Annotated in this window: 3 protein-coding genes; 2 read left to right on the top strand and 1 reads right to left on the bottom strand. The window is 58.1% G+C overall.

The genetic code is table 11. From position 1 onward, the window contains the following. The first annotated feature begins 76 nt into the window (after positions 1 to 76). The gene (locus tag WD006_RS29285; RefSeq protein WP_011229350.1) at positions 77 to 1,144 is read left to right on the top strand and encodes a porin; all 1,068 of its coding nucleotides are present in this window, start codon (positions 77 to 79) and stop codon (positions 1,142 to 1,144) included. A gap of 182 nt (positions 1,145 to 1,326) precedes the next feature. Beyond that, complete coding sequence (locus WD006_RS29280) at positions 1,327 to 1,605, top strand: hypothetical protein (protein WP_008646716.1); 279 nt, start codon at positions 1,327 to 1,329, stop codon at positions 1,603 to 1,605. 298 nt (positions 1,606 to 1,903) lie between these two features. On the opposite strand, the gene czcE is transcribed toward WD006_RS29280, so the two are convergent. Then, positions 1,904 to 2,305: a copper-binding periplasmic protein CzcE gene (gene czcE, locus WD006_RS29275; RefSeq protein WP_011514820.1), complete on the bottom strand. Its 402-nt coding sequence runs from the start codon at positions 2,303 to 2,305 to the stop codon at positions 1,904 to 1,906. Positions 2,306 to 2,409: the final 104 nt, after the last annotated feature.

Raw genomic sequence — 2,409 nt, 5'->3', positions numbered from 1 at the left:
CGCAATCTGACCGTCATCTGCAGATTTCTATACTCGCCCCCACCAAATTAATTTCGGGTCTTAATGAGGAGAATCCATGAAGATTAGTCGCATTGCCGTCGCATCCCTCGGTCTGTTCGCTACAACCGCATTCGCTCAATCGAGCGTCACGCTGTATGGTGTGGCCGACGCGGGTATCGAGTATCTGAGCAACGTCCCATCGGCTTCGCCCGGTGGCTCGAACCAGGTTCGCATGACCTCCGGCAACATGTCGACGTCGCGTTGGGGCCTGCGTGGCGTCGAAGACCTTGGCGGCGGTCTGAAAGCCATCTTCGAATTGGAAAGCGGCATTTCGTTCGACACCGGCGCACAGAACAACAGCACCCGTCTTTTTGATCGTAGTGCCTTCGTAGGATTGGGTAGCAAATATGGTCAACTGACGTTGGGTCGTCAAACGACACCAATGTATGACACCACGCTGCAACTCGACCCGATGGGCTTCGCGCCGCGCTACTCGCTCTTCAAGATGGATGACGTCTTGGCGGGTCGCGCTGACAATGCTATCAAGTACCGTGGCATCTTCAGTGGCCTGACGGTCACCGGCCTCTACAGCTTTAGCCGCACCGGCGGCGGCGAAGTGCCGGGGAACTACAAGGTCGATCGAAACATGGGCGTATCGCTCATGTATGAAACCGGCGCCCTCGCTGTCGGCGCGGTGTACGACGAGATCCAGGGCAGCACCGTCGCCACGGCCGACCGCAAGGACCGCCGCGCTCTAATTGGCGCGAGCTACGCTTTCGGACCGGCTAAGGCATTTATTGGTTATCGCTGGTACAACGGCAATGTCGGTGCGCTGCCGACGAACGGTTCTAACATTTACTGGGCCGGCCTGCGCTATGGCCTGACGCCCGCACTGACGCTGACCGGCGCCGCCTACTACACGGACAGCCGCAATTCTGGCGCAGACCCGTTCCTGTTCGTTGCCTCGGCAGATTACGCTTTCTCGAAGCGTACCGATGTGTATATGAACGTCGGTTATGCACTGAACCGCGGCAACTCGCAGCTGGGCATGAACGGCTACAACTCGACGACCGGCAGCCCGACCAACGTTGTCCCTGGCAAGGATCAGACCGGCGTCGTCGTAGGCGTACGCCACAAGTTCTGAGCGAGCTCAAAAGAATCGACACTTTCTTGTTAATTCAAGAGAGTTTGTGCCTCCCAACCGGGAGGCATTTTTTTATGACAGGATCGTAATACGCGGGTAATTCAGTGGAGCAGGTCCGGTAGCTAGACTGTGAACACGGTGAGCGATTAGAGACTCACAAACATTGACTCCGGAGAGATTCCATGAAGACGATTCACACTGCCCTGATTGCTGCTGCCCTCACGATTGCTGCCGCCGGCTCCGCCATCGCTGCTACCCCTGATGGCCAGATCCACCGTCCCCGCGACCCCTACACCGACGGCGGACGCGCCGCAGTCAACGACATTTACGCCGGCGGTGCACGCATCGACAAGCGCGACGTGTTCACCGACGGCGCACGCCTCGGCCAGCGTGACGTATTTACCGACGGCTCGCGTATTGGGCCGCGTGATGTGTTCACCGATGGCGCACGCGGAATTTGACGCAAGCCGTCCCTGAAACTCAGACCGACCTCTGTGGGGGAGCCAGGCACCCGTCAGTTGCTTGGCTCTTGGTGCTCTTTCGCTTTATCCCGATGGCGAAAGCTTCCGAAGCTTGCCCTCCCCGGAGGGCAAGCTTTTTTTCCCTCCATCGGCGTCAATCCGGTGCCGTTCATGATGCGGTGGCGCGTGCTACAACTTCCCATCGCCTCGTGTATTGCTAAGCGGCAGAACCGACGCCAATGACGATGAAAAAGGCCCCGCATTGTGCGGGGCCTGTAGTTCACCGGTTCAGCAACGTTCAGCCACCTGTGAAGAGGTCGCTTCTATCAATATAGACGCGCACGCCAGCGCTACCCGGCAGATCCGGCATCAACAAGCCAAGGTCCACACTCGTATCCCTGACCATCTGGGCGAAGGTCCATGCGACGATCTTCTCGCCGGCCCGAAACGCCACCGTCTCGCCAGAGTCCACGTTGACATACCGCATCCCTGGCTTCACGTCGATAATGCGACTGGCCTGAGATTGGCCGGCTGGATCGCCATACAAGGTCGCGTGACGCTTCGCCATCGCCTGCGCCGTCGCCGTCGACGCAGGCACGCCCGGTTTCAACCCGGTCATTTCCAAAGCATACGAAGCCGACATCCCACCCAACAGCAACGCCGCAAACAGCAAGGCGTGTTTCTTCGTTTTCATAGTCATCTCCTTTCTAGAGACTTCGTTGATCTATGAAAACGAGTGTATAAATTGTACGCATGCTGCAGCCTTGCCCGGCGATTACAAATAGGCAATCGGGCTCATTGCAC

Source organism: Cupriavidus sp. Met-2 (genome assembly GCF_049843575.1).
GTDB classification, from domain to species: domain Bacteria; phylum Pseudomonadota; class Gammaproteobacteria; order Burkholderiales; family Burkholderiaceae; genus Cupriavidus; species Cupriavidus metallidurans.
The sequence above is the reverse complement of the archived record's forward strand: the minus strand, read 5'-3'. Positions and strand labels throughout refer to the sequence as shown.

Bases quoted from the DNA above. Each gene is read 5' to 3' on its own strand.
- czcE (WP_011514820.1), bottom strand. From the start codon at position 2,305: ATGACTATGAAAACGAAGAAACACGCCTTGCTGTTTGCGGCGTTGCTG.
- WD006_RS29285 (WP_011229350.1), top strand. From the start codon at position 77: ATGAAGATTAGTCGCATTGCCGTCGCATCCCTCGGTCTGTTCGCTACA.
- WD006_RS29280 (WP_008646716.1), top strand. From the start codon at position 1,327: ATGAAGACGATTCACACTGCCCTGATTGCTGCTGCCCTCACGATTGCT.